This is a genomic window from Paraburkholderia bengalensis (genome assembly GCF_037126505.1).
Taxonomy (GTDB): domain Bacteria; phylum Pseudomonadota; class Gammaproteobacteria; order Burkholderiales; family Burkholderiaceae; genus Paraburkholderia; species Paraburkholderia bengalensis.
The window spans coordinates 1-23,009 of sequence record NZ_JACFYJ010000093.1; the positions used below are offsets into that span (position 1 = coordinate 1).

General features: G+C 62.8%; 22 protein-coding genes. 15 read left to right on the top strand and 7 right to left on the bottom strand.

All coding sequences use genetic code 11. The annotated features are described in order from the left end of the window. Positions 1–94: 94 nt before the first annotated feature. Positions 95–583 (bottom strand): transposase, encoded by a 489-nt coding sequence (locus H3V53_RS34600; protein ID WP_336601662.1) that lies wholly within the window; start codon positions 581–583, stop codon positions 95–97. A 363-nt stretch (positions 584–946) separates the two neighbouring features. On the opposite strand from H3V53_RS34600, the gene imuA reads away from it, so the two are divergent. The 3 genes from imuA to H3V53_RS34615 are packed head-to-tail and all read left to right on the top strand — an operon-like array spanning position 947 to position 6,209. After that, complete coding sequence (imuA, locus tag H3V53_RS34605; protein WP_336601663.1) at positions 947–1,654, top strand: translesion DNA synthesis-associated protein ImuA; 708 nt, start codon at positions 947–949, stop codon at positions 1,652–1,654. Continuing rightward, positions 1,584–3,053 (top strand): Y-family DNA polymerase, encoded by a 1,470-nt coding sequence (locus H3V53_RS34610; RefSeq protein WP_336601664.1) that lies wholly within the window; start codon positions 1,584–1,586, stop codon positions 3,051–3,053. Before imuA ends, H3V53_RS34610 begins: the two co-directional genes overlap by 71 nt. A 6-nt stretch (positions 3,054–3,059) precedes the next feature. After that, positions 3,060–6,209 (top strand): error-prone DNA polymerase, encoded by a 3,150-nt coding sequence (locus tag H3V53_RS34615; RefSeq protein ID WP_336601665.1) that lies wholly within the window; start codon positions 3,060–3,062, stop codon positions 6,207–6,209. Between the two features lie 12 nt (positions 6,210–6,221). Here the strand turns inward: H3V53_RS34615 and H3V53_RS34620 are convergent, their stop codons facing one another. Next, positions 6,222–7,139 (bottom strand): dTDP-4-dehydrorhamnose reductase family protein, encoded by a 918-nt coding sequence (locus tag H3V53_RS34620; protein ID WP_336601666.1) that lies wholly within the window; start codon positions 7,137–7,139, stop codon positions 6,222–6,224. 17 nt (positions 7,140–7,156) lie between these two features. After that, positions 7,157–7,375, bottom strand: coding sequence for a heavy-metal-associated domain-containing protein (locus tag H3V53_RS34625; RefSeq protein WP_336601667.1), 219 nt, complete (start codon positions 7,373–7,375; stop codon positions 7,157–7,159). Positions 7,376–7,507: 132 nt separating this feature from the next. On the opposite strand from H3V53_RS34625, the gene cueR reads away from it, so the two are divergent. From cueR to H3V53_RS34645, 4 genes are all read left to right on the top strand, one after another. Further along, complete coding sequence (gene cueR, locus H3V53_RS34630) at positions 7,508–7,957, top strand: Cu(I)-responsive transcriptional regulator (RefSeq protein ID WP_336601668.1); 450 nt, start codon at positions 7,508–7,510, stop codon at positions 7,955–7,957. A gap of 257 nt (positions 7,958–8,214) precedes the next feature. Continuing rightward, complete coding sequence (locus H3V53_RS34635; protein WP_336601669.1) at positions 8,215–8,361, top strand: DUF3563 family protein; 147 nt, start codon at positions 8,215–8,217, stop codon at positions 8,359–8,361. A gap of 201 nt (positions 8,362–8,562) precedes the next feature. Continuing rightward, positions 8,563–8,913, top strand: a complete 351-nt coding sequence (locus tag H3V53_RS34640) for a hypothetical protein (protein ID WP_336601670.1) — start codon at positions 8,563–8,565, stop codon at positions 8,911–8,913. A gap of 148 nt (positions 8,914–9,061) precedes the next feature. Next, a complete protein-coding gene (locus H3V53_RS34645; RefSeq protein WP_054926911.1) occupies positions 9,062–10,096 on the top strand; it encodes an ABC transporter substrate-binding protein in 1,035 nt (344 codons plus the stop codon). Between the two features lie 33 nt (positions 10,097–10,129). On the opposite strand, the gene H3V53_RS34650 is transcribed toward H3V53_RS34645, so the two are convergent. Together H3V53_RS34650 and H3V53_RS34655 are read right to left on the bottom strand one after the other, a co-directional pair. Next, positions 10,130–10,975 (bottom strand): 23S rRNA (adenine(2030)-N(6))-methyltransferase RlmJ, encoded by an 846-nt coding sequence (locus H3V53_RS34650; protein ID WP_336601671.1) that lies wholly within the window; start codon positions 10,973–10,975, stop codon positions 10,130–10,132. A 228-nt stretch (positions 10,976–11,203) separates the two neighbouring features. Next, the gene (locus tag H3V53_RS34655; RefSeq protein WP_336601672.1) at positions 11,204–12,175 is read right to left on the bottom strand and encodes a potassium channel beta subunit family protein; all 972 of its coding nucleotides are present in this window, start codon (positions 12,173–12,175) and stop codon (positions 11,204–11,206) included. A gap of 214 nt (positions 12,176–12,389) precedes the next feature. Between H3V53_RS34655 and H3V53_RS34660 the strand changes: the two genes are divergently transcribed. Both H3V53_RS34660 and H3V53_RS34665 read left to right on the top strand, forming a co-directional pair. Continuing rightward, the gene (locus H3V53_RS34660; RefSeq protein ID WP_336601673.1) at positions 12,390–13,187 is read left to right on the top strand and encodes a 3-hydroxybutyrate dehydrogenase; all 798 of its coding nucleotides are present in this window, start codon (positions 12,390–12,392) and stop codon (positions 13,185–13,187) included. Between the two features lie 38 nt (positions 13,188–13,225). Beyond that, a complete protein-coding gene (locus tag H3V53_RS34665) occupies positions 13,226–14,473 on the top strand; it encodes a patatin-like phospholipase family protein (RefSeq protein ID WP_336601689.1) in 1,248 nt (415 codons plus the stop codon). 99 nt (positions 14,474–14,572) lie between these two features. On the opposite strand, the gene H3V53_RS34670 is transcribed toward H3V53_RS34665, so the two are convergent. After that, a complete protein-coding gene (locus tag H3V53_RS34670; protein ID WP_054926915.1) occupies positions 14,573–15,772 on the bottom strand; it encodes an aromatic amino acid transaminase in 1,200 nt (399 codons plus the stop codon). A 364-nt stretch (positions 15,773–16,136) separates the two neighbouring features. On the opposite strand from H3V53_RS34670, the gene uvrB reads away from it, so the two are divergent. The 6 genes from uvrB to H3V53_RS34700 all read left to right on the top strand — a co-directional run bounded on the left by uvrB (position 16,137) and on the right by H3V53_RS34700 (position 22,416). After that, the gene (gene uvrB, locus H3V53_RS34675) at positions 16,137–18,230 is read left to right on the top strand and encodes an excinuclease ABC subunit UvrB (protein ID WP_336601674.1); all 2,094 of its coding nucleotides are present in this window, start codon (positions 16,137–16,139) and stop codon (positions 18,228–18,230) included. A 419-nt stretch (positions 18,231–18,649) separates the two neighbouring features. Next, positions 18,650–19,198: an iron transporter gene (locus H3V53_RS34680; RefSeq protein WP_336601675.1), complete on the top strand. Its 549-nt coding sequence runs from the start codon at positions 18,650–18,652 to the stop codon at positions 19,196–19,198. An 80-nt stretch (positions 19,199–19,278) separates the two neighbouring features. Beyond that, on the top strand, positions 19,279–19,614 hold the full coding sequence (locus H3V53_RS34685) for a cupredoxin domain-containing protein (protein ID WP_054926920.1): 336 nt from the start codon (positions 19,279–19,281) through the stop codon (positions 19,612–19,614). Between the two features lie 100 nt (positions 19,615–19,714). Further along, positions 19,715–20,560, top strand: a complete 846-nt coding sequence (locus tag H3V53_RS34690; protein WP_336601676.1) for an FTR1 family iron permease — start codon at positions 19,715–19,717, stop codon at positions 20,558–20,560. Then, positions 20,557–21,966, top strand: a complete 1,410-nt coding sequence (locus H3V53_RS34695) for a 4Fe-4S binding protein (protein WP_336601677.1) — start codon at positions 20,557–20,559, stop codon at positions 21,964–21,966. The genes H3V53_RS34690 and H3V53_RS34695 overlap by 4 nt, the downstream gene beginning before the upstream one ends. Positions 21,967–22,008: 42 nt before the next feature. Next, a complete protein-coding gene (locus tag H3V53_RS34700; RefSeq protein WP_336601678.1) occupies positions 22,009–22,416 on the top strand; it encodes a GlcG/HbpS family heme-binding protein in 408 nt (135 codons plus the stop codon). 317 nt (positions 22,417–22,733) lie between these two features. Here the strand turns inward: H3V53_RS34700 and hemP are convergent, their stop codons facing one another. Then, the gene (gene hemP / locus H3V53_RS34705; protein WP_336601679.1) at positions 22,734–23,006 is read right to left on the bottom strand and encodes a hemin uptake protein HemP; all 273 of its coding nucleotides are present in this window, start codon (positions 23,004–23,006) and stop codon (positions 22,734–22,736) included. Between the last annotated feature and the right edge of the window lie 3 nt (positions 23,007–23,009).

Consider the following 23,009-nt stretch of genomic DNA (forward strand, 5'->3'; position numbering starts at 1 on the left):
GCCCCTCAAAAGGCGGGGTCGTGGCGTTTACGGCGTGCCGACTTTGCCGCTGTGCAAGGATGACCGCCATCGCGCCATCGCGGCGGGGTCTTTGTCATTCAGCGTCTTCAAGGTCGGATGTGACCTGCCCCTCCCGCCGTAGCAAGACATGCAGGCGGGGCGAGCCAAACCGTGGCCGATCCTGCGCCAGCTCGCGCATCCGTTGCCGGACTTCATGGTCGGCGTCAGGCGACACCGGCCGCCGGAACGTCCGACGATTCAGGCCAACGAGTGCGCACGCCCGGCGCTCCGAATAGTCGTGCTGTTCAATCACCTGCTGCACGACTTCCCGGCGCTGCGCGGGCGAACTTACTTTTTTCCAGGAACGTCCTTCTACCAGCCGCTTGAGGCGCTGATTTTCCTCTTCCAGCTGTCGCAACCGGCGCGCTTCCGATATATCCATGCCGCCGTAGCGACTACGCCAGTTATAGAACGTCGCATCCGATATGCCGTGCTTGCGGCACAGGTCTGCGACCTTCATACCCGCATCGGCTTCCTTCGGCACCCCGATAATCTGCTCTTCGCTGAACCGCGACTTTTTCATGACAAGGTTTCTCCTGCGGCCTTGCCACTAACTTTACAGTGGGATACTTCAGAGGGTAAGGTCAGAAGCACCAGACAATCGTGGTTGCCACCAGCCCGCGATGTCCCACGATTGTGGAAATCCCGTTCGTTTCTTCGAGCCTGTCCGCGCCCGACTCCCGGTGTCGCCGCTGGGCGTCCCAAAACAAAAAATCACCAAACAGCCTGCCGCTGACAGTTGCATCGGCCGATCCACCTCTGACACGGCATCAGACAGCGCGCGCTAACCACAATAAAACATCAGACGTTTCCCAAAAAGGGCGCCATTCCCGCCGGCATTTCCGTGTAGGATACTGTACATATATACAGGTATTTCTCTACGCCCATGTCAGTCGCACCCGCCCGTGCCGAAGAAATCCACCCATCGCTATGGCGAGCTACGCAGCTCGCGCGCGGAGGCCGGCGCACGCTCGACACGGGCTATCCCGCGCTATCGACGGAATTGCCCGGTGGCGGCTGGCCCATCGGTGCGCTTGTCGATTTGCTGGTCCAGGTGCCCGGCGTCGGGGAAATGCGTTTATTGCGGCCGGCGTTGAGTTCGCTCGGCGATCGTCCTATCGCGCTGGTGCAGCCGCCGCATATTCCGGACGGCTTGGGCCTTGATTACATCGGGCTCTCGCTTGACACGCTGTTGCAAGTCAAAGCCCCCAAGAGCGCCGACGCCTTCTGGTCCGCCGAGCAGATCTTGCGCGCCGGCACCTGCGGCGCGCTGATCCTGTGGGCGCAGCATGCGCAGGCGTCGTCGCTGCGGCGTTTGCATCTGGCGGCGCAGTCGTCAGAGACGCTTTTCATCATGGTCCGGCCGCTTGCATCGGCGCAGGACTCATCGCCGGCGCTATTGCGGCTGGCGTTACGACCATCGGCCGACGGCCTGATGGTCGACATCGTCAAACGACGAGGCCCGACACGCGCCGAGCCTCTGTCGATTCCTCTTCAACCTACACCCGTTCTGTTTTCCCGTCATGCGCGTCTTTCTCGCCGTCCACTTGCCGAAGTTGCCACTCGAAGTCTTTCGACCGAAGTGGTCGCCTGAGCCCGAGCACGGCAGTGCGGTGCTGGAGAAAGACAAGGTCACGATTGCCGACAACGCAGCCCGCGCAGCAGGCGTGCGGCTCGGCATGAAGCGCGGTGGCGTGTTGACGCTGTCGCCGGAAACGGCTTTGTATGAACGCGACATTGCGCGCGAGCACGCCACGCAGCGCGACGTCGGCATCGCGCTGATGAAGTTTTCCCCCGATGTCGCGCTGCTCGACGAAGCGACAGTGCTTGTCGAAGTGGGCGCGAGCCTGCGGCTGTTCGGCGGACTGCTGTCGCTGTGCCGTAAGGCGAAAGCGATTATCAGCGCGCTTGGCCTGACGGCGCGCATCAGCGCCGCGCCGACCGGGCAGGGCGCCTGGCTGCTGGCGAAGCACGGCAACCGGCGCGTGCTGCAGCTTGCGTCGCTCGAACGGGTGCTTGCGCCGCTGCCGATGCTCGCCGTGCCGGAGATCCGTCCTTTCGCCGACTGGTTCACGGGGCTTGGCTGCGAATCGATTGCCGATGTGCGTCGCCTGCCGCGCGCCGGTCTGCAGCGGCGCTGCGGCGAGCGTCTGCTGGATTCGCTCGATCGCGCGTTCGGCACCGCGCCGGAACTGTTCGACTGGCTCGAATTGCCGCCCACGTTCGGCGCGCGCCTCGAACTGCCCGACCGTCTCGAGCATGCCGACGGCGCCGTGTTTGCCGCGCATCGTCTGATCGTGCAGTTGTGCGGCTGGCTGTGCGCGAAGCAACTGGCGGTGACGGCGATCACGCTGTCGTTCGAGCATGAGCGCGGCCGCGAAGCGATGGCGCCGACGTCGATCGATATCGCGCTCGGCGAGGCCGCCTGGCGCGAAGATCATTTGCTGCGGCTCGTGAAGGAGCGGCTGCATCGCCTGACGCTGGAGGCGCCCGCCATCGCATTGCGGCTCGATGCATCGAAAGTGGATGACGCCGCGCCCGCCACCGATCAACTCTTCCCTCAACCGGGCGGCTCGCCCGCGGATCACGCGCGGCTGATCGAGCTGCTGATCGCGCGCAACGGCGAGGAGAATGTGCTGCGGCCCGCGCCGACGGCCGACTACCGGCCCGAAGTTGCGAACCGCTGGGTGCCCATCAATCACGTCGAAAAGAAAATGCAGCTGCCCAAAGGCTTGCCGCGTCCGACCTGGATGCTGGCGACGCCCGTGCGCCTGTTGATGCGCCATCATCGGCCGTTCTACGGTTCGTCGCTGAAGCCTGTGTCGCCGGGCGAGCGGATCGAGGCAGGCTGGTTCGACGGCGCGCTCGTCACGCGCGATTACTTCGTCATGCAAGGCGACGACCGCAGTTGCTACTGGGTGTATCGGGAGCGCGTCAGCAGCCGCGATGCCGAAGAGGAACCGCGCTGGTTCCTGCACGGCCTGTTCGGATGACGCGCGATGGATCCGACGTTCAACGCGCTGCCGGCTTATGCGGAGCTGTTCTGCTTCTCGAACTTCACGTTCCTGCATGGCGCATCGCATGCAGAAGAACTCGCCGAGCGCGCATTCCAGCTCGGTTATTCAGGGCTCGCCATCACCGATGAATGCTCGCTCGCGGGCGTCGTGCGCGCGCACGTCGCGGCGAAGGAAGTGGGCTTGCCGCTCGTGATCGGTTCGTATTTCCGGTTGCGCAACGCCGACGGCACGCCCGCGTTCGGCCTGATCCTGCTCGCGCAGAATCGCGAGGGCTACGGCAATCTGTCGGAACTGATCACGCTTGCGCGCACGCGTGCGCCGAAGGGCGAATATCGGCTGACGCCGCACGATCTGTCGCGGCCCGATCGGGAGAACGCGCATCTGCGCGGCATGCCCGACTGTCTCGCGATCCTCGTGCCGGATTTTCCCGCGAACGAAGAGTTGCTCGAAGCACAGATCGAATGGCTCGACGAGACGTTTCCGGCCCGCGCGTGGGCCGGGCTCGTGCTGCATCAGCGCGCGATGGACGACATTCATCGCGGCGCGCTCGAATATGTCGCCAACAAACAGAACGTGCCCGTCGTCGCATTGGGTCACGTCGTGATGCATGTGCGTTCGCGCAAGCCGCTGCAGGATACGATGACGGCGATCCGCGTCGGCAAGCCGGTGCACGAATGCGGTTATGAACTCGCGCCGAATGCCGAACAGCATCTGCGCTCGCGCTTGCGGATTTCGAATCTCTATCCTGAACACACGGTGCGCGAGACGATCAGCGTGCTGTCGCGCTGCGCGTTTTCGCTCGATGAGCTTTGCTACGAATATCCCGACGAACTCGTGCCCGCAGGCTACACACCGACGGCCTATCTGCGTCAGGAGACGTACATCGGCGCGCAGCACCGGTTTCCTTCGGGCATTCCGTTCAACGTGCAGCAGCAGATCGAGCACGAACTCGCGCTGATCGCGGATCTCGGTTATGAGCCGTATTTTCTGACCGTCTACGACATCGTGCGTTATGCACGCAGCCAGCACATTCTGTGTCAGGGGCGTGGGTCGGCGGCCAACTCGGCCGTGTGCTATTGCCTCGGCGTCACGGAAGTCGATCCCGCGCGCGGCAACATGCTGTTCGAGCGTTTCATCTCAAAGGAGCGCGGCGAGCCGCCGGATATCGATGTCGACTTCGAGCATCAACGGCGCGAGGAGGTCATCCAGTACATCTACCGCAAGTACGGACGCGACCGCGCGGCGATCGCGGCGGCCGTCTCGACGTACCGGCCGCGCGGCGCATTGCGCGAAACGGGCAAAGCGCTCGGCATCGATCCGCAGATCGTCGATACCGTCGCAAAGTCGCATCACTGGTTCGATACGAGTCACGACCTGCTCAAGCGCTTCGAAGAGTCGGGTCTCGATCCTGAAAAGCCGATGATCCAGGCGTGGGCGCGGCTCGCGGCGCAACTGCTGAACTTTCCGCGTCATCTGTCGCAGCATTCGGGCGGCTTCGTGATCAGCCGCGGCAAGCTCACGCGGCTCGTGCCCATCGAGAACGCGGCGATGGCCGACCGCTCGGTGATCGAATGGGACAAGGACGATCTCGAATCGCTCGGTCTCCTGAAGGTCGACGTGCTCGCGCTCGGCATGCTGTCGGCGATCCGTCGCACGCTCGGTCTCGTCGCGGAGCAGCGCGGCGAGCGCTTCGAGATGCAGGACATTCCCGCTGAAGATAAAGCGACGTACGACATGATCTCGCGCGCCGATACGATCGGCGTGTTCCAGATCGAATCGCGCGCGCAGATGAGCATGCTGCCGCGTTTAAAACCGAAAGAGTTCTACGATCTCGTGATCGAGGTCGCGATTGTGCGGCCGGGGCCGATTCAGGGCGGGGCGGTGCATCCGTATCTGCGTCGGCGGCAAAAGATCGAACCTGTCAGCTATCCGAGTGAGCAGTTGAAGATCGCGCTGGAGCGTACGCTCGGCGTGCCGATTTTCCAGGAGCAGGTGATGCAGGTCGCGATTCTCGCGGCGGGCTTCACGCCAGGCGAGGCCGATCAGTTGCGTCGCGCGATGGCCGCGTGGAAGCGCAAGGGCGGCCTCGAAAAATACTACGACCGCATCGTCAACGGCATGCAGGAGCGCGGCTACGACCAGAGCTTTGCCGAAGCGATTTTCGAGCAGATCAAGGGCTTCGGCGAATATGGTTTTCCGGAGAGCCACGCGGCGAGTTTCGCGCTGCTGGTGTACGCGAGCAGTTGGCTCAAATGTCACGAGCCCGAGGCGTTTCTCACGGCGATGCTCAACAGCCAGCCGATGGGTTTCTATTCGCCGTCGCAACTCGTGCAGGACGCGCGGCGCCATGACGTGATCGTGCTGCCCGCTGATGTGACGGTGAGCGGCTGGGATTCGTCGCTGGAAAAAATGGAAGGCCACGCGCGTCCCGCTGTGCGTCTCGGTCTGTCGCTGTTGCGCGGCATGAAGGACGGCGCGGCCGAGCGTATCGAAAACGCGCGCGCGGTGCGGCCGTTCAGGAGCGTGCACGATCTCGCGCGGCGCGCGCAGCTCAACCGGCACGATCTGCATGTGCTCGCCGATGCGAACGCGCTGTCGTCGCTGGCGGGCAACCGGCGCGAGGCGTTGTGGCATGCGGTGGCGGCCGTGCCCGACAAGGACATGCTGTCGATGGCGGCCGTCGAGGACGACACACCCGCGCTCGGCGCGCCGTCGGAGGCGCAGGATATCGTCGCGGATTATCGTTCGGTCGGGTTGACGCTTGGCCGTCATCCATTGGAATTGCTGCGGCCCGTGTTGCTGGAGCAGCGTCTGATGCCGGCATCGACGTTGCGCGACTATCGAAACGGGCGCCTCGCGCGCGGCTGCGGCATCGTCACGGTGCGGCAGCGGCCGGGCACCGCGAAAGGCGTGCTGTTCGTGACGATCGAGGACGAAACGGGCAACGTCAACGTGATCATCTGGCCGAGTCTGCTGGAAAAGCAAAGGCGGGAAGCGCTCGGCGCGTCGCTGCTCGCCGTCTATGGCACGTGGCAATGCGAAGGCGAAGTGCGGCATCTGGTGGCGCAGCGGCTTGTCGATATGTCGCATCTGCTGGGCGGGCTGCAATCGACGAGCCGCGACTTCCACTGATTCTTTTGGCGCTTATTTTCCGCGCCAGGGAAATTTCGCCAGCACCTCGCGGATCGCCGTATCGAACGGCGTGCGCCGGCCGATGCCGAGTGCTTCGAGCCGCGCCGAATCGAGATGACAGTTGTGCGGGCGCGGCGTCGCGTCCGTCGGCGTGTGCTGCGGCGTCAACTGTGCGTCGACGTGCAGCGCGCTCGCGAGGCGTTGGGCGATGACGTACTTCGTCATCGGCTCGTCGCCGGACCATTGCGCGGTGCCGCACACGGCTTCGCCGCGCGCGTGCCGCTCCAGCAATTGCCGCACGACGACAGCCACGTCGGGCGTATACGTCGGATAGCGGATCGCCCACGCGTCCATCACGGCGGCCCTGGCTTCGGGCTTCGTGCGCGCCGACGCGGCGATGGCGGGCACGAGACTCGTCACGGCCGACTCCCCCCAGTCGACGATCGGCCCGAACAGCAGCGGCAAGCGCAGCACGCAGCCCATATCCGTCGATTCGGCGAGTGCCCGCTCGCCTTCGAGCTTGCTACGGCCATACGCGTTGATCGGCGATGGCGCCGCGCCATGGCGGTACGGCGGCTGCGTGCCGTCGAACACGTAATCGGTGGAAATGGACAGCACCCACGCACCGTACCGGCGCGCCGCCGACGCAATCGCCCGCACGGCGTCGACATTCAGAGCGCGCGCGAGCGCCGGATCATGCTCGCACACGTCCGGGCGCCGCTCGGCCGCCGCAATGACGATCGCGTCCGGACGCTCGCGATCGACGAACCGCGTGACGGCGGCGGCGTCACGAATATCGAGCGTGACGCTTTGCGATTCCGGACGGCTGAAGGTCGTTAGCACGCGCTGCCAGCCCCGCTGTTGCGCCAGCTCGTTGGCGATTGCGCGCCCCAGCAAGCCCGACGCGCCGATCACGGCAACCTTGTACATAGGCGTGCGTGCCTCGCTCAGTTTCCGCCGGTGTCGACGACCGCGACGACCGTATACCCGGCCTCGTCGATGGCGGCCTTCAGCGTGTCGACGGATGCGCCCGACTGGACGGCGACTTTGCCCGCGGACAGGTCGACCTGGACCTGCGCGCCTGCGTCGTGTTCCTGGATCGCGCGCGTGACGGCCGCGACGCAATGCTGGCAACTCATGCCTTCCACCTTGAATTCGATGCTCATGCTTTCCTCTAACTGATAAGTCCTGCGAGGGTTGAATTATGCCTGTCGACCGGCAATTACATGATTGACCTTCCCACGCTGGGAAGGTCAAGAATCGTGCAACATAGGTGGAAGCAGAGTGGGGAACGAACGATGAATATCGGTGAAGCAGCCCGCGCGTCGGGCGTGACGGCGAAAATGATCCGCTATTACGAGAGCGTCGGATTGCTCGCAGCGAAAGAGCGGACGTCCGCGGGCTATCGCGTCTACGGCACGCAGGAGGTGCATTCGCTGCGCTTTATCCGGCAGGCGCGGCGCCTTGGATTTCTGGTCGACGATATCCGCAAGCTGCTCGCGCTGTGGCACGACCGCTCGCGCGCGAGCGCCGAGGTAAAGTCGATTGCGCTTGAACATGTCACGGAACTCGACCGGCGCATCGCCGAATTGACGCAGATGCGCGACACCTTGGCCCATCTCGCTAACCATTGCCACGGCGACGACCGGCCGGATTGCCCGATCATCGAAAGCCTCGCATCGGCTGATTCGCCTGAGTGCCGCGCCAGATTGTCTCAGTCTTTGAAAAACAGTGACGCAACGTTGTGAGTAAAGCCGGCCGATGCACTGATATGGTGCATGAAACGGCTCGGTAACCGCTGTTTTTTGACCGATGGCGAAAAAAATCGCCGAAAATCAATGCTTTGATCAAAGATCGAGATGCACCATTCCAAATCGGAATGCACATCATTCGTGCAATTCACTGGTAAGGTTGCACTGGAACGCTATAATTCGGGTTAACCCTTTTACGGGAAATCCCTGATGTTCAACTCACCGGGGGTTCTTACTGATCCTTGGAGTCCATCATGTTTGCGTTCTTGATCGAAAAGCTGAGCAACTGGTTTGAAACTGCTGAACGTACCCGCCGCGAGGCTTATCTCGCAGCGTCGTCGGATATCGTTCAACTCGAGCAGCGTATCCGCGCGCTTGAAACCAGCGGCTACTCGCTGTAAGCCGCATGCTCGGCTTACGCGGCAATTGACCGCCGCGAGCCGCGCCGCTATACCAGGCCCCGCCATGCGGGGCTTTGTCACATCTGGAGGTTGACGATTGCGCTACGCTGCCCGGCACCGGCTAGCCTGAACGTTCGCGTCGCGGTAAGGTAAGATGTTTTCGAGGTAAGCCGGCATTCCTACAATCAATCCGGGGCGCTCATGTATCCAGACCACTCGATTCATCTGCTTCGACGGGCTGCGGCCGTCGTGCTGCTGGGGGCGGCATCGGCGGCATGGTCCGCTTCGCCGACGAACCGTCAGCCGTTGGTTCTCGATACCCAAGGCGGCATCAGTGACGGCCAGGGCGGCATCGTGCTGCAAACGGCGCCGTTATCGCAAAGCCGTATCGTCGAGGCCCAGCCGATCGGCGAGCCCGAGCAACTCGCGCCCAACGCCTCGCCGCCCTATATCGTCGCGCCGTATATCCAGCTGCCGGGCGACTCGGCCGCGCCCTATCCACCGATGCCTCAGCCGCGTCCGCGCCCGATTCCCTTGCCGCACTCGCAGTAGGCGAGCGCACGCATCCCGGCATTCGGGTTTCGGCGCATGGCGCGCGCCGCTTCATCGGCCGACAATCGCTGCGCGATCATCGCTCGCAGGCACGCATTCGGCGCGCTCGCGTCGCGAGACGAACAATTCCAACACAAGGAGACGACACATGCCTGACCTCTGGTTCCGGCGCGCGGCAAGCGCGTGCGTGGCGCTGCTGGCCCTTGCGGCCCATCCCGCTATCGCGAAGGAAACGCCTGAGAAGCCGGCGCTCACGATGGCCGTTGGCGGCTTGCCCGGCCTTTACTATCTTCCCGTGCTGACGGCGTCCCAACTGGGCTTTTTCAAGGACGAAGGCCTCGACGTGACGCTCGAGGATTTCGCGGGCGGATCGAAGGCTCTCGAGGCGGTGGTCGGCGGCAGCGCGGATGTCGGCGCAGGCGCGTACGAACACACCATCTTCATGCAGGCCAAAGGGCAGCACTATCGCGCGTTCGCGCTGATGGGCCGCGCACCGCAGATTGCCGTTGCCGTGACGAAAGGCAAAGCCGACTCGCTGAAGACACTGGCCGATTTCAAAGGCGCGAAGGTGGGCGTGAGCGCGCCCGGATCGTCGACGGATCTGGTGCTGACCGTCGCGCTGCGCAAAGCCGGCGTGCAGCGCAGCGATGTCTCCGTGATCGGCGTAGGCAGCGGCGCGACCGTCATTTCAGCGGTGAGCAACGGCCAGGTCGATGCGCTATCGAACGTCGACCCGATGATGACCAAGCTGCAGCGTGCGGGCGACATCAAGGTGCTGGTCGACACGCGTACGGTAAAGGGCACGCAGGAAGTATTCGGCGGGACGATGCCCGCTGCAACGCTCTACGCGTCGGATAGCTTCATCCAGAAAAATCCGAAGACAGTCCAGGCGCTTGCAAATGCAATCGTACGTGCGGACCGCTGGCTTCAGACTGCAAGCGATGCCGATATCGTGAAGATGGTGCCGGCAGCGTATCTGTTGAACGACAAGGCGTTGTACATCGATGCATTTCACAACGTCCGCGAGGCTTACTCGCCGGATGGCGTGATGCCTGCCGACGGCCCGCCGACGGCCCTGCGCGCCCTTGCTTCGTTCGATACGCGGCTCGACCCATCCAAAATCGATCTGAAATCGACCTACACGAACGACTTCGTGCGCAAGGCGGCCGAGCAGATGAAGTAGGGCGTCGCGGCCTGATCGCGGCTCAGTGGCCGCTCAGTCGCCCCGATGTTCGATCTTGAACTGCGCGTTCCTGTCCTGGCCGAGCGCATCGACGAGCCAGGGCAGCGTTTCCTTCATCACCTTCGGCAGCGTGTAGGGCGGATTCAAAATGAACATGCCGCTGCCGAAGAGCCCAAACCCGTCGCTAGGCGGATTGCTGACGGTCAGCGATACATGCAGCCAGTTCTTGTCCTGCAAGCGCTTCAACTGCTCAGGAAAGCGCTGCGACTCTGGCCGCGTGACTTGCGGATACCAGACTGCATACGTCCCCGTCGCAAATCGCTTCAGACATTCTTCGACGCAAGTCAGCGTGCGCGCGTAATCGCGCTTGTCTTCGTAGGAAGGATCGACGAGCACGAGCGCGCGACGCGGCGCCGGCGGCAATAGCGCCTTGATGCCGTCGAAGCCGTCTCCTGCAAACAACATTGCGCGGCGGCCTGCGTCGCGAAAGTTATGGCGCAGCACGTCGATCTCGGTGCTGTGCAATTCGAACAGACGCATACGGTCCTGCTCGCGCATGAGCCGCCACGCAAGGTACGGCGAGCCGGGATAGTATCGCAACGCGCCATCGGGATTTAGCGCGGACACTTCGTCGACATACTCTTCGAGCGCAGGCGGCAAGTCCTTGCGATCCCACAGTTTCGCGATACCGGTTTCGAATTCCGCCGTTTTGGTCGCGTAGCCTTCCTTCAGCGAATACACGCCCGCGCCCGCGTGCGTGTCGATGTACCAATACGGCTTGTCCTTTTGCGCGAGATAGCGAAGCAACTGCACGACGACTGCGTGTTTCAGGACGTCGGCGTGATTGCCTGCGTGGAAAGCGTGACGGTAACTGAGCATGACGATGAAAGCGCTAAAAAAGCGAAGCCGAGCGATAGGGCTGGGTATTTTACGCGACCCGGTTGCCTGCCCCGGTTAGTCGCGCCCGTTTGGCATGCCGACTACGCGACCCGTGGCGCGCGGTTACGCGAGCCGCTAGGCGGGCTGCGGACGATGTCCGCCGCCACCCGTTCGCGTTGGGCGCCGATGCCGGACATGCAGCGCCCGGCCTCGCCGCACGTCGACCGCTTATTGATACGCGTCCCCGACGATCGCTTCGATCTGTTCCTTGATCTCCGGCGTGATCTGCTCGGCGACGTCCTTTGCCTTCATGTTTTCCGCAATCTGTTCGACGCGCGACGCGCCCGTGATGATCGTGCTGACGTTCGGATTGGTCAGAATCCACGCGAGCGCCAGTTGCCCGATCGTGCAGCCGAGTTCGTCCGCCAGTTCGCCGAGCTTGCCGACCACATCATTCTTGTCGGCGTCGGTCAGTTCCTTGCGCAGCCAGTCGTAACCTTGCAGTTCCGCACGGCTGCCGGCGGGCACGCCATTGCGATACTTGCCCGTCAGCAGTCCGGAGGCGAGCGGGCTCCATGTCGTCAGACCGAGACCGATGTCTTCATACAGCCGGCGATATTCCTGTTCGACGCGCCTGCGATGGAACAGGTTGTATTGCGGCTGCTCCATCACAGGCTTGTGCAGATGATGGCGCTCGGCGATTTCGTATGCCGCGCGAATTTCATCGGCGCTCCATTCGGAGGTGCCCCAATACAGCGCCTTCCCCCGCGCGATCATGTCGCTCATCGCCCACACGGTTTCCTCGATCGGCGTGTTCGGGTCAGGACGATGACAGAACACGAGATCGACATAGTCGAGCTGCAGACGCTTGAGCGAGTGATCGATTGCGTTGAGCAGATACTTGCGGTTGAGCGTGTGGTACTGATTGGGCGCTTCGTTGAGCCCCCAGAAGAACTTGGTCGAGACGATGTAGCTTACGCGCGGCCAGTTCAGTTCCTTCAACGCTTCGCCCATAATCTGCTCCGACTTGCCGCCGGCGTAAACCTCGGCGTTGTCGAAGAAATTCACGCCGGCGTCGCGGGCAGCCGCCAGCGATTCCCGCGCGGCGCGCCTGTCCACCTGATTGCCGTAAGTCACCCATGAGCCGATGGACAGTTCGCTGACCTGCAGGCCGGAGCGGCCGAGACGTCGATAATTCATCCAGATCTCCTTTGTAAGTGTCGTAGCCCGAACCCCACACATTAATCCGATTCGGCAATGCGTGCCTTTACGTGTGTAGTTCGCGTCGCTTCATGCACAATAGCGGAACCGGCCGCAGCGCAGCAATCGACCGAACGGCATATGCCGTTCAGCCAGCTTTTCGCTGCCCGCGCGCCATGTTGTCATTGCTCAATCAACTGCATGGAGGTTCTGGATGTCGTCATCGAATGAGAGTCTGAAAGGCAAGGTTGCCGTCGTCACGGGCGCGGCTAGCGGCATCGGCAAGCAGATCGCGTTGACGCTGTCGGCGGCAGGCGCGGCAGTCGCGATCGCCGACCTGAACCAGGACGGCGCGAACGCGGTCGCGGAGGAGATCAAAAAGGCAGGCGGCAAGGCGCTCGGCGTTGCGATGGATGTAACGAACGAAGACGCCGTTAATCAGGGCATCGACAAGGTGGCAGCCGAATTCGGCTCGGTGGATATCCTGATCTCAAATGCCGGCATCCAGATCGTCAATCCGATCGAGAACTACTCGTTCTCGGACTGGAAGAAGATGCAGGCCATTCACGTGGACGGCGCTTTCCTCACCACGAAGGCTGCCCTCAAGCACATGTACAAGGACGATCGTGGCGGTATTGTGATCTACATGGGTTCCGTGCATTCGCACGAGGCGTCGCCGCTCAAATCGGCGTACGTGACGGCCAAGCATGCGCTGCTTGGGCTTTCGCGCGTGCTCGCGAAGGAGGGCGCGAAGCATAATGTGCGTTCGCATGTCGTTTGTCCGGGTTTCGTGCGCACGCCGCTCGTCGACAAGCAGATTCCCGAGCAGGCCAAAGAGCTGAACATCAGCGAGGAAGAAGTGGTCAAACGCGTGATGCTCGGCGGCACGGTGGATGGCATCTTCACGACGGTCGAAGATGTCGCGCAAACGGTGCTGTTCCTGTCGTCGTTCCCGACAGCGGCGCTCACGGGCCAATCGTTCATCGTGAGTCACGGCTGGTACATGCAATAAGCGAGGCAAAAAGCGACGCAAAAAGCGAGGAGGAGATGATGGCGCAACGCAACTCACAGCATGTGAAGCGGGCGCGCGTCGGCGAGACCGGCGCGCCGGAAAGCGATCAGGCGGGCGCGGCGTCCGGCGTTCGCGCCAGTCATCTTGCCGCGCTGCCCCAGTACGAGACGGTCGCGCTGATGTTGCAGGGCGGCGGCGCGCTCGGCGCGTATCAGGCAGGCGTCTATCAAGGGCTGGACGAAGCGGGCATTCTGCCCAACTGGCTCGCGGGCATTTCGATCGGTGCACTGAACACGGCGATCATTGCAGGCAATGCACCCGAACGTCGCGTCGAGAAATTGCGCGAGTTCTGGGAGACCATTTGCCAGCCAGCCTATGGTCCGCCCGTGCCGCCCGCCATCGAGCAGGCACTCTTCAACTCGAACGACACGGTGCGCAAGGCGTTCACCGCGATGCAGGCGGTTGGCGCGCTCGTCGACGGGCAGAAGGGCTTTTTCACGCCGCGTTTTCCGCCGCCGCTGCCCGCTGTTTCAGTGCCGCCGCAAAACGCAAGCTACTACGACACCACGCCGCTCAAGGCGACCCTCGAGCGGCTCTGCGACTTCGACAGAATCAACTCGAAGGAAGTACGTGTTTCGGTCGGAGCAGTGAACGTACACACTGGCAACTTTGCCTACTTCGACAATACGCATAAGACTCTGAAGCCCGAGCATTTCATGGCGTCGGGTGCATTGCCGCCGGGCTTCGGGGCAGTGGAAATCGACGGCGAGTATTACTGGGACGGCGGCCTGATGTCGAACACGCCGCTCAACGAGGTGGCGCAGATCAGTCCGCGTCGCGATACGCTCGCGTTTCAGGTCGATTTGTGGAGCGCATTGGGTCCGGTGCCGGACAACATCACCGACGTGCAGGGGCGGATGAAGGACATCCAGTACTCGAGCCGCACACGGCTCGTCACGGACATGATGCAGCGTACGCAGCGTTTTCGGCACGTGCTGCGCGAAGTGCTCGAACGTGTTCCGCCCGAACATCACGACGACCCGTGGTGCAAGCTCGCCGAGGAGCTGTCGTGCTCGAAGCGCTACAACGTCATTCACCTGATCTACCGCAACAAGGAATACGAAGGGCACTACAAGGACTACCAGTTTGGCTTGTCGACGATGCTGCAGCATTGGGAAAGCGGTCTGGAAGACATCCGCAATTCGCTTGCGCAACCGGGGTGGCTAGAGATGCCCGACAACGACTCAGGTTTCGTCACCCACGACATCCATCGCGATTTACGTTGACGTTGCGACTTCAACAGATGCAAATAAAAAGGCGCTCACGGGGAGCGCCTTTTTTAATCGCGGTTGAGACGACGCCTGGCGCCGTCTCGCTCTTCTTGCTTACTTCAAGACAGCTGCGACCGCGTTGGCCACTGCGTCCAGGTTGCGCGTGTTCAGCGCGGCCACGCAGATACGGCCCGTGCTGACGGCGTAGATGCCGAACTCTTCGCGAAGACGGTCCACTTGCGGTGCCGTCAGACCCGAGTACGAGAACATGCCGCGTTGCGCGTTGACGAAGCTGAAGTCGCGGTCGACGCCCGCCGCTGCCAGACGCTCGACAAGCCCGTTGCGCATCGCGCGAATTCGCTCGCGCATTTCGCCCAGTTCCGCTTCCCACGTCGCGCGCAGTTCCGGCGATGCAAGCACGGCTGCGACGACCGCGCCGCCGTGCGTCGGCGGGTTCGAGTAGTTCGTGCGGATCACGCGCTTGAGTTGCGACAGCACGCGCGCTGCTTCTTCCTTGCTGCCCGTGATGATCGACAGGGCGCCGACGCGCTCGCCATACAGCGAGAACGACTTCGAGAAAGACGATGACACGAACACGTTCAGTTCCGATTGCGCGAAGAGGCGTACGGCGGCTGCGTCGGCATCGATGCCGTCGCCGAAACCCTGATAGGCGATGTCGAGGAACGGCACCAGTTGGCGCGCCTTCACGACTTCGACGACCTGCTTCCATTGATCGACCGTCAGATCGACGCCCGTCGGGTTGTGGCAGCACGCGTGCAACACGACGATCGTGCCGGGCGCGTAGCTGTTGAGCGCCGACAGCATGGCTTCGAAGTTCACGCCATGCGTCGCTGCGTCGTAGTACGGGTACGAGACCACCTCGAATCCCGCGCCTTCGAACAGCGCACGGTGGTTTTCCCAGCTCGGATCGCTGATCGCGACTTTCGATGCCGGATTCACCCGCTTCAGGAAATCCGCGCCGATCTTGAGCGCGCCGGTACCGCCCAGCGCCTGCGCCGTCACGACGCGGCCAGCGGCGATCAGCGGCGAGTCGTTGCCGAGCAGCAGCTTTTGCACGGCGGCGTCATAGACGGCGATGCCTTCGATCGGCAGATAGCCACGCGGCAGCGCCGCTTCGATGCGTGCCTTTTCTGCTTCGCGGACGGCGCGCAGCAGAGGAATCTTGCCTTCTTCGTTGGTGTACACGCCAACGCCAAGATTGACCTTGGTAGCGCGCGTATCGGCGTTGAAGGCTTCGTTCAGGCCCAGAATCGGGTCGCGGGGAGCAAGTTCGACGGCGGAGAACAGAGACATGATGATTCGGCAGTAGTGAAAAGAGGGACGACTTCGGATGCAGCCAGGAACCGCATGCACCTCCGGCGGCCGGGTTCAGAACGTGCGGTGGAATACCACGGTCTGTCGCCGTAACGGCCCCGCTGGCGCGCAACGTGCCATTGTAGCGAATCTTGCCGGGGTTTTTGGCATTGGCACGGCGAGCGGACAGATTAATTTGCAATGAAAACAGCGATCTGGCGATGTTTTCCAGTGCGTTTGCGCCGCTTCGGACGCGGTAGCGGATGTGCGCAGACAGCCGACTCCCGCCGCCGGACGGGCCTCGAACCCTGCTGTTCGCAAAACGCTAGAATAGTCGTTTGCTCCCGGCCGAGGTGCCGCTTCCATGTCCGAACATCATCTGAGTGAAGTCCAGGACGCTCTCGACGAGTCCAAATTCGTGACGTTCGAGGGCTCACCGTTTCGGCTCTATCAGCCGTACCCGCCCGCCGGCGACCAGCCGACGGCGATCGACACGCTCGTCGAAGGTGTCGAAGATGGCTTGTCGTTTCAGACCCTGCTCGGCGTGACGGGCTCCGGCAAGACGTACACGATGGCCAATACCATCGCGCGGCTGGGCCGGCCGGCCATCGTGTTTGCGCCGAACAAGACGCTCGCCGCGCAGTTGTACGCGGAGTTTCGCGAGTTCTTCCCGCGCAATGCCGTCGAGTATTTCGTCTCGTACTACGACTATTACCAGCCGGAAGCGTACGTGCCGCAGCGCGACCTGTTCATCGAAAAGGACTCGTCGATCAACGAGCATATCGAGCAGATGCGGCTGTCGGCGACCAAAAGCCTGATGGAGCGGCGCGACGTGGTGATCGTCGCGACAGTGTCGGCGATCTACGGTATCGGCAATCCGTCGGAATATCACCAGATGATTCTGACGCTGCGTACGGGCGATCAGATCGGGCAGCGCGACATCATCGCGCGTCTGATCGCGATGCAGTACAACCGTAACGAAGCTGACTTTCAACGCGGGTCGTTTAGAGTGCGCGGCGACACGATCGATATCTTTCCGGCCGAACACGCCGAAATGGCGGTGCGCGTCGAGCTGTTCGACGACGAGATCGACACGCTTCAACTGTTCGATCCGCTCACGGGCCGCGTGCGACAGAAAATTCCGCGTTTCACCGTCTATCCGTCGTCGCACTATGTGACGCCGCGTGAGACTGTGATGCGCGCCGTTGAGACGATCAAGTCCGAACTGCGCGACCGCCTGGAATTTTTCTACAGCGATGGGAAGCTCGTCGAAGCGCAGCGGCTCGAGCAACGCACGCGCTTCGATCTGGAAATGCTGCAGGAACTGGGCTTCTGCAAGGGCATCGAGAACTACTCGCGGCACTTCTCGGGTGCGGCGCCCGGCGAGCCGCCGCCGACCCTCGTCGACTATCTGCCGACGGACGCCATGATGTTCCTCGACGAATCGCACGTGCTGATCGGCCAGTTGAACGGCATGTACAACGGCGACCGCGCGCGCAAGGAGAATCTCGTCGACTACGGTTTCCGGCTGCCGTCCGCGCTCGACAACCGTCCGCTCAAGTTCAACGAGTTCGAGCGCAAGATGCGCCAGGTGGTGTTCGTGTCGGCGACGCCCGCCGACTATGAGCAGAAGACGTCGGGGCAGGTGGCCGAGCAGGTCGTGCGGCCCACGGGTCTGGTCGATCCTGAAATCGAGGTGCGGCCGGCGCGCACGCAGGTCGACGACGTGCTCGCCGAGATCAACGAGCGCGTGGCCGCAGGCGACCGCGTGCTCGTCACCGTGCTGACCAAGCGCATGGCCGAGCAGTTGACCGAGTTTCTGGCCGACCACGGCGTGAAGGTGCGCTATCTGCACAGCGACATCGATACCGTCGAGCGCGTCGAAATCATTCGCGACCTGCGTCTCGGCACGTTCGACGTGCTGGTCGGAATCAACCTGCTGCGCGAGGGCCTCGATATTCCTGAAGTCTCGCTGGTCGCGATTCTCGACGCCGACAAGGAAGGCTTTCTGCGCGCCGAACGCTCGCTGATCCAGACGATCGGCCGGGCCGCGCGTAACGTGAACGGCAAGGCGATTCTGTACGCCGACAAGATCACCGACTCGATGAAGCGCGCCATCGACGAAACCGAGCGGCGGCGCGCCAAGCAGATGGCGTTCAACGAAAAGATGGGCATCGTGCCGCGCGGCGTGGTGAAGCGGATCAAGGACATCATCGACGGCGTCTACAACGTCGACGAAGCGCGCGCCGAGCTGAAGGAGCAGCAAGTTCGTGCGAAGTTCGAAGACATGTCCGAAAAGCAGCTCGCGAAGGAACTGAAGCGCCTTGAGAAGCAGATGATGGAGCACGCGAAAAATCTCGAATTCGAAAAAGCGGCTCAGGTGCGCGATCAGCTTGCGTTGCTGCGGCAGCGCGTGTTCGGCGCGAACGTCGGCGATCATCTGACGGGCACGGACTAGACCACGGACTAGACATTTCCTGCTGCGTATCCGGCGCAGCCGTGCAACGCGGCGCGCGGCGTCCTGCCGGCGCCCGCGTCTACGACTGCGAGCGAAGCCCGTGCACCGCGCGTGCACAGCGCACGGACTCGCGAACCCGCGAACCCATCTGAAATCCGCGCACAAGCTCCCCGTAAGACCCTGTTGCAGCAAGGCTTTCGACGCATTCTCATTTGTCCTTCCCCTTGAACAGTGATAAACTTGCCCAAGTATTGAGAATGGTTCGCATTACCGTTCCTTGTGCGCTCGTCGGTGTTCCCGTCGACGGCGCCGGACGATTCGCGAAGGACGTAAAGACCACGCGCATGCTAGCCATCTTCGGCGCGCCTTTCGATGTCAGCTTTTCGTTGCTTCAGTCTAAAAAAATCAAAGGAGTTTCAATGCGCGTTTCGTCATTTCTGAGCGGCGGCGTTGCCGTGCTCGCTGCCGTTGCTGCCATGTCGGCTTCGGCTGCTGAATATCCCATCGGCAAGCAGCAGATCCAGGGCGGAATGGAAATCGGCGCCGTGTATCTGCAGCCGATCACGATGGACCCGGAGGGCATGATGCGCAAGGCGTCGGATTCCGATGTCCACCTCGAGGCCGACATTCACGCAGTCAAGAAGAATCCGACGGGTTTCGCAGAAGGCGACTGGATGCCTTATCTGCAGGTGCGCTACGAACTGACGAAGCCGGGTTCGGCCTATGACCAGAAGGGCGATCTGATGCCGATGGTCGCCGACGACGGTCCGCACTATGGCGACAACGTCAAGCTCGCGGGCCCCGGCAAGTATCACCTGAAGCTGATCGTCGAACCGCCGGTGCAATCCGGCCACATGGCGTTCGGCCGTCACATCGACAAGGAAACGGGCGTCGGCCCGTGGTTCAAGCCGTTCACGCTCGAATACGACTTCACGTTCGCCGGCATCGGCAAGAAGGGCGGTTACTGAGCGTCGTCGATCGCATCGCGATCCCTTATGTCATGACGTAAGCGGCGCGTGAGAGCGCGCCGCATTTCCAGGAAGGGTGCATGGGACTCAACAAGAAAATTGCCGCTTTCGCGATGGCGGTGTCATGTGTCGGACTGGCGCACGCCGCCGACGAAGCGGTCACGTTCAAGCTGGAAATGACGGACGGCAAGCTGAATCCGGCGCGTATCGAAGTGCCTGCGGGCAAGCGCATCCGGATCGAAGTGAAGAACACGGGCAAGGGCGCGGCGGAATTCGAGAGCGTCGAGTTGCGCAAGGAGAAGGTGCTGGCGCCGGGCGCCGAATCGGTCGTCGTGATCGCGCCGCTCGATCCGGGCACCTACAAGTTTTTCGACGATTTCCATCAGCAGGCGCAAGGCGTGATCGTCGCCAAGTGACGTCGCCCGCGGGCGCGTCGCGGCAGGACCGTAAGCAAGGGCCGTAATACGACGGACACGCGCGAGTGCGCGACGTCCAGTGAAGCAGTTGGAGGTTTCGATGGGTCAGGTAGTGTTCATCGTTTGGCGGGAAAGCGTCGAGGCGCTGCTCGTCGTGGGGATTCTGTACGCGTGGCTGAAGAACGGCGACGAACAGGCGCGCCACGGACTGCCGTATCTGTGGGCGGGCGTGGCGGCGGGCATTCTGGCCGCGATCGGGCTGGGCGCGGCGCTCGTCGGTTTCACCGAAGTGCTGTCGGGCGATGCGCAGGACTATTTCCAGACGGCCATGGTGCTGATCGCGTGCGTACTGATCGTGCAGATGGTGATCTGGATGAAGTCGCATGGGCGCACGCTCAAGCGCGACATGGAAAGGTCGCTGCAAAAGAGTACGCAGACCGCGAACTGGTGGGGCGTCGCGGTGCTGGTGGCGCTGGCCATCGCGCGTGAGGGCAGCGAAACGGTGATCTTCCTGTACGGCCTCGGCTTTGGCCAGTCGGGTCACGTGGGCCTGAGTCAGATCGTCGCCGTGCTGGTCGGTCTCGGCCTTGCGTTCGTCACGTTCTACGTGCTGCAACTGGGCGGCAAGATCTTCTCGTGGCGCCTGTTTTTCCGCATCACCGAAATCATGCTGCTGTTCCTCGGCGCGGGCCTGTTCCAGACGGGCATCGACAAACTGATCGACAAGGAAATCCTGCCGACCATCGTCGACCGCGTGTGGAACACGTCGATGATTCTCGACGACTCCAGCACGTTCGGCTCGCTCGTCTCGACGCTCACGGGCTATCGCGCGCATCCCGCGCTGATGAACCTGATCGCCTATGGGCTGTACTGGGGCGTCGTGTGGTATCTGATCCGCCGTTCGAACCGTGCGCCGGCGCAACAGGCGGCAGGACGCGCGGCATGAGCGATGCAGTCGTATCCCGCGGCAGCCGGCTCGCGGAAGTGGGCCACTGGATGCAGCGCCACGGCGCTGTTATCCGCGGCATCCAGTGGGTGGTCGTCGCTGTCTACGCCTTTCTGATTCTCGTGCCCGCGTTCACCGAACTGCCGGGCGACACCGCGCATCTGTGGAACAACCTGACGCTGGCCGCGCAGTTCGTGTTCTGGGGCATCTGGTGGCCATTCGTGCTGTTGTCGATGGTGATGCTCGGGCGCGTGTGGTGCGGCGTGCTGTGTCCCGAAGGCGCGCTCGCCGAATTCGCGAGCAAATACGGACGAGGCTGGGCGATCCCGCGCTGGATGCGCTGGGGCGGCTGGCCCTTTGTCGCCTTCGGTCTGACGACGATCTATGGCCAGATGGTCAGCGTCTATCAATATCCGAAAGCAGTCTTGCTGGTCTTGGGCGGTTCCACATTTGCCGCGATGATCATCGGATTGCTCTACGGTCGCGAGAAGCGCGTCTGGTGTAAATACCTGTGCCCCGTCAATGGGGTTTTTTCGCTTTTGGCGCGCCTTGCGCCGTTTCACTACAAAGTGGACGAAGACGCGTGGCGCCGGTCATATAAGGAAGGCGAGCACGGTCATCGCGTGATCCCGATCAACTGCGCGCCGCTCGTGCCGTTGCGCAACATGAAGGGCGCCGCCGCCTGCCACATGTGCGGCCGCTGCAGCGGTCATCGCGATGCGATTGCGCTGACGTGGCGCAAGCCGTCGTCGGAAGTGGTCGATCTTGGCGACAAGCAGGCCAGCGCGTGGGACACGGCGCTGATTCTGTACGGCCTGCTCGGCATCGCGATCGGCGCTTTCCACTGGACGGGCTCGCCGTGGTTCGTCGATATCAAGCAGTCGCTCGCGACGTGGCTCGTCGATCAGAACATTCTGTGGCCGCTCGACACCAACGCGCCGTGGTTCCTGTTCACGCATTACCCGGAACAGAACGACGTGTTCTCGTGGCTCGACGGCACGATGGTCATCGGTTACATCCTCGCGACGGGCGCAGTCTACGGCACGGCGCTGTTCACGCTGCTGGCCGGTGCGACGCGCACGTTGGGCCGCTTCGAGATGAAGCGCCTGCACCACCTCGCGCAGGCGCTGATTCCGATCGCGGGCACGGGCGTGTTCCTCGGCCTGTCGGCGACGACGCTGTCGCTGCTGAAGGCCGAGCATGTGCCGCTCGATTGGGCGTCGGACGTGCGCATCGCGATTCTCGTGATCGCGAACGCGTGGAGCGCCTCGCTCGCGTGGCCCGTGACGCGCCGCTACACGACGCAGGTTTTCCAGCGCGCGCTGTCGATGGTATGGTTCATGGCGGCATTGGCCGTCGTCGATAGCGCGTGGTGGCTGATGTTCTGGTACTGGCCGGCACACTGATCGGCGGCGCGCCGCCTATCGATCTGTCGAAGCGAGGCGCCCGTGAGAACCAAACCCGTACTGACCGACGAAGACGTCCTCAAGATTGCCGCCGCGGCGCGCGCGCACGCGGCGGCCAATCACTGGACCGTCACCTTCGCCATTCTCGACGATGGCGGTCATCTCCTCCATCTACATCGGATGGACGGCGCCGCGCCCAGCACCGTCGATATGGCGATCGCGAAAGGGCGCACGGCGGCCTTGGGCCGTCGCGAAACCCGGATCTACGAAGACATCGTCAAGCAGGGGCGCACCGCATTTCTGAGCGCGCCGCTCGGCGCGATGATCGAGGGCGGCGTGCCCATTGTCGTGGAGAGCGCAACGGTGGGCTCGATCGGCGTGGCGGGCGCGAAGTCGGAGCAGGACACGGCGATTGCGCGCGCGGGCATCGCGGCGCTCGAACTGCGCTAGCGCAGCTCCCGATCCATCGGCGAAGCCCAAAAGACAAAAAGCCGCGCGGACGGATTCGTCCACCCGGCTTTGTCGGATCGTTTGCCTGTCGCGCCTCTTGCACCTTTGCACCTTTGCACCTTTTGCACTCGGTGCGCGCATGTTGCGGTGAGAACCCGAAAAAAACGGCCTGGCTGGCTTCGACGGCTGGCTTGGTGTCTGCACGAAGGGGTCTAGATCTCGCGTGCAAGCCGTCGTGGCTGGCTAGTGCCCAACACCTCTCGAAGAGGTGGTCCCCACAATACCCGGTACTACTGCAATCTTTACAGCGACATTCGTTACTTCGTCAGGATCAGCTTGCCTAAACGGGTCGCGCGCAACTGATACGTCTCGCCGTTATGCACGATGCTCACGTGGCTGCGGCCTTGCAGCAGCGCATCGCTGCGCAGCACGCGCTCGGACGGTTCAGCGGCTTGCGTATCGGCGTCGCTACTAGCTGCATGGCGTTGCGCGGGTGCGGTCGTCTCGGACCCGGCCGGACGGCTTGTCGTCAATGCAGCTGCCGCAGGGCGGCGCAGGCTGAGCGTGGAAGAGCGCGTCATGTTGGTCATGCT

Coding starts and splice junctions, on each gene's coding strand:
- H3V53_RS34600 (WP_336601662.1), bottom strand. CDS start 583: ATGAAAAAGTCGCGGTTCAGCGAAGAGCAGATTATCGGGGTGCCGAAG.
- imuA (WP_336601663.1), top strand. CDS start 947: ATGTCAGTCGCACCCGCCCGTGCCGAAGAAATCCACCCATCGCTATGG.
- H3V53_RS34610 (WP_336601664.1), top strand. CDS start 1,584: ATGCGCGTCTTTCTCGCCGTCCACTTGCCGAAGTTGCCACTCGAAGTC.
- H3V53_RS34615 (WP_336601665.1), top strand. CDS start 3,060: ATGGATCCGACGTTCAACGCGCTGCCGGCTTATGCGGAGCTGTTCTGC.
- H3V53_RS34620 (WP_336601666.1), bottom strand. CDS start 7,139: ATGTACAAGGTTGCCGTGATCGGCGCGTCGGGCTTGCTGGGGCGCGCA.
- H3V53_RS34625 (WP_336601667.1), bottom strand. CDS start 7,375: ATGAGCATCGAATTCAAGGTGGAAGGCATGAGTTGCCAGCATTGCGTC.
- cueR (WP_336601668.1), top strand. CDS start 7,508: ATGAATATCGGTGAAGCAGCCCGCGCGTCGGGCGTGACGGCGAAAATG.
- H3V53_RS34635 (WP_336601669.1), top strand. CDS start 8,215: ATGTTTGCGTTCTTGATCGAAAAGCTGAGCAACTGGTTTGAAACTGCT.
- H3V53_RS34640 (WP_336601670.1), top strand. CDS start 8,563: ATGTATCCAGACCACTCGATTCATCTGCTTCGACGGGCTGCGGCCGTC.
- H3V53_RS34645 (WP_054926911.1), top strand. CDS start 9,062: ATGCCTGACCTCTGGTTCCGGCGCGCGGCAAGCGCGTGCGTGGCGCTG.
- H3V53_RS34650 (WP_336601671.1), bottom strand. CDS start 10,975: ATGCTCAGTTACCGTCACGCTTTCCACGCAGGCAATCACGCCGACGTC.
- H3V53_RS34655 (WP_336601672.1), bottom strand. CDS start 12,175: ATGAATTATCGACGTCTCGGCCGCTCCGGCCTGCAGGTCAGCGAACTG.
- H3V53_RS34660 (WP_336601673.1), top strand. CDS start 12,390: ATGTCGTCATCGAATGAGAGTCTGAAAGGCAAGGTTGCCGTCGTCACG.
- H3V53_RS34665 (WP_336601689.1), top strand. CDS start 13,226: ATGGCGCAACGCAACTCACAGCATGTGAAGCGGGCGCGCGTCGGCGAG.
- H3V53_RS34670 (WP_054926915.1), bottom strand. CDS start 15,772: ATGTCTCTGTTCTCCGCCGTCGAACTTGCTCCCCGCGACCCGATTCTG.
- uvrB (WP_336601674.1), top strand. CDS start 16,137: ATGTCCGAACATCATCTGAGTGAAGTCCAGGACGCTCTCGACGAGTCC.
- H3V53_RS34680 (WP_336601675.1), top strand. CDS start 18,650: ATGCGCGTTTCGTCATTTCTGAGCGGCGGCGTTGCCGTGCTCGCTGCC.
- H3V53_RS34685 (WP_054926920.1), top strand. CDS start 19,279: ATGGGACTCAACAAGAAAATTGCCGCTTTCGCGATGGCGGTGTCATGT.
- H3V53_RS34690 (WP_336601676.1), top strand. CDS start 19,715: ATGGGTCAGGTAGTGTTCATCGTTTGGCGGGAAAGCGTCGAGGCGCTG.
- H3V53_RS34695 (WP_336601677.1), top strand. CDS start 20,557: ATGAGCGATGCAGTCGTATCCCGCGGCAGCCGGCTCGCGGAAGTGGGC.
- hemP (WP_336601679.1), bottom strand. CDS start 23,006: ATGACCAACATGACGCGCTCTTCCACGCTCAGCCTGCGCCGCCCTGCG.